Origin of the sequence: Leptolyngbya sp. CCY15150 (genome assembly GCF_016888135.1) — a bacterium.
Taxonomy (GTDB): Bacteria; Cyanobacteriota; Cyanobacteriia; order RECH01; family RECH01; genus RECH01.
This window is the reverse complement of record NZ_JACSWB010000216.1, coordinates 1-2,317: the sequence shown is the minus strand read 5'-3', so window position 1 is coordinate 2,317 and position 2,317 is coordinate 1. Positions and strand designations below refer to the sequence as shown.

Annotated in this window: 1 protein-coding gene; it reads right to left on the bottom strand. The window is 48.6% G+C overall.

Annotated features, from left to right (window positions below):
• Positions 1-285: 285 nt before the first annotated feature.
• Positions 286-1,344, bottom strand: a complete 1,059-nt coding sequence (locus JUJ53_RS16150; protein ID WP_204153069.1) for a TIGR03032 family protein — start codon at positions 1,342-1,344, stop codon at positions 286-288.
• Between the last annotated feature and the right edge of the window lie 973 nt (positions 1,345-2,317).

Sequence of the window (2,317 nt, the reverse complement as noted above, 5' to 3'; positions counted from 1 at the left end):
GAGGCTGGAAAGGTTCAAAATAGGGTCGAAGCTCATGGATTTAGATTCCTTAAATGGGGTTTACGGTTCATCCATCCCGATACCCTGAAGCTGAGAGGTTGTCTGAGCGCTCATGGTCAGAGGATGGATGGTATTTGAGCGATCGCCTTTGGGTCATCAAGGGCGATCGCTCAAATAAGTGATATGAAAGACACAAAGCAAACTCACGGAGCTAGACGCCGATTCTGTGGCTGCGGAACGGCTAGGACGTTTTTCTAACCCTGTGAACGAGTAACCTTTTTCCCGTTACCCATCGCCCATCGAAATCACTCGACGAATTTCATCAGAACGAATGCCGATCGCCATGGGAGACCGCACTCCCGGAATCGTCACCACGTCATACAATTCTGAAACCACGCCTTCGATGCGCAATGAATGCACCAGATCACCACTGCGCAGATCAATCACGCCAATGCCACATCTCGCTACGGCTCCCTTTTCTGCCAATGCCGCGTCTAACGGCAACCCTTGAAAGCTTTTGTTGTGCCGGGGTTCTGATAGCCCAACAATGGCAAAATCTCCGGCAAAGGCTAGCCCTCGCAGATAGCCTGGACAAAAAGTCACCGCTTCAAATTGACCGCTCTTATGATCGATATAGCCAAATTCCCCCGTGCCTGAGTTCAGCAACCAAAGGCGATCGCGATACCAGCGCGGCGAATGCGGCATCGATAACCCTGTCGCTAGGATTTCATTGCTCTCTATATCGATGACACAACCCCCGCCGCTGCGATGGTCGCGCCAGCCATCCGCCACATCACTCTGGCTCACGGCGGTGACATAGCGCGGTTGCCCGTCTCGCATCGCTAATCCATTCAGATGACAGCGATCTTCGGCAGCTAATTTGCTAATAAACGGCGGATGCCACAGCGGCACAAAGCTATGGGTATCACTGACAGTCGCCAAGCAGCTAAACAGCGTATTGACAAAAATTGGCCGAGGATTGCCCTCCGCCATCACCACATCATGAATATCCAGATCGCCCGTGATGTAGGACATCTGAGGCACATAAACGGCATCATAGCCCTCATACACTTGACCTGCACTGAGGCTATTTTCAAAGCGCCACAGTTGATAGAGCGTACTCAGGTATAAACTATTTTCATGAACCGTTAATCCCATGCACCGTTCAAAGGTGCGCTCAAAGACCGATAGCTGACCATTGGGCTGCAATCCAATCCAAAATACCTTTCCGGCTTGATAGGTGGTAAAGGCTAGGCTCAGATTTTGCTCCAATAGCCATGATGTCAGTTGTCGTGAGCCACTCAATTCCAAGCGATCCGGACGGGACGAATGATCTCCCACTATGCTTAACCAATCCTCAATAATAAACAAAACAATTAGCCGTCGCAGCGTTGTGGCATCAATCCCATAAGTAGAGGAGAGGGGCACAATCAATTCAAATTAACGTAAGAAATTCAAATTAACGTAAGAATTGATACCGTTTAATGATAGTCTTTACTCACTCTAGTTGGCAAGTTTACCTAATCCAGAGTAAAACATCAGTGGATTTACTGAATTGAAAATAAACAACGACATGTCCTAGATAGAGTGAGGTGTCTCAGGTGCTGTCTAGTCCTCGCCACAGCGTGCGAATCATATCAAATCCGGTTGAATGTTCATGGCTGCACCATCCTGCAGTTGATCCCCCGCTTCGCCGTCCCCTCGAAAAGGGGGCTATAGACATCTGGGCACTCCACAATCTTGAATGAATGGCGTGTTTAACCCGATCACCTGATAGATCGGTTATTGCTGAATAGTCGTATGATTTCGCAATATTTTGCATGGAGTTTCAGAACTTCTAGCTAGAGGTTCATACCTTGATTCAGTAACACCATGAATCGCTTAGGTTGGAGAGGTGTCCTGGGTTGTGGGATGTAGCGGCACCACTGCGAGCATCTAAAACATCACTGCCCGGTGAAAGCGGTAAAATTTGGGCAGAAAAGAGGGCATTACTTCTGGTGCAGATGGTCATCACGCTGCTTGATCATCTGCCGAGCCTGCTGCTAAAACCTTACAGGACTTACGCAAGAACCATTATCACCGCGCAAATATGGATGCGGTTGTGACTGACCCCGTCGCGGTGATCCACCAGTTCGTCACGGTGTAGTTGAGCGGACTGCTCAGCAAGTACAGCTCAAACACTTGTGTCAGAACCTAGATCAGACAGCGCTGGTGTACCCAATCTCAACTTATCAAGTAATTTAATGAATGTCTTCTTTTCTGTAGACGAGAGGTTTGCCATTAATCCCTTAGTACGGCAAAAATGGTCGGGTAGAAC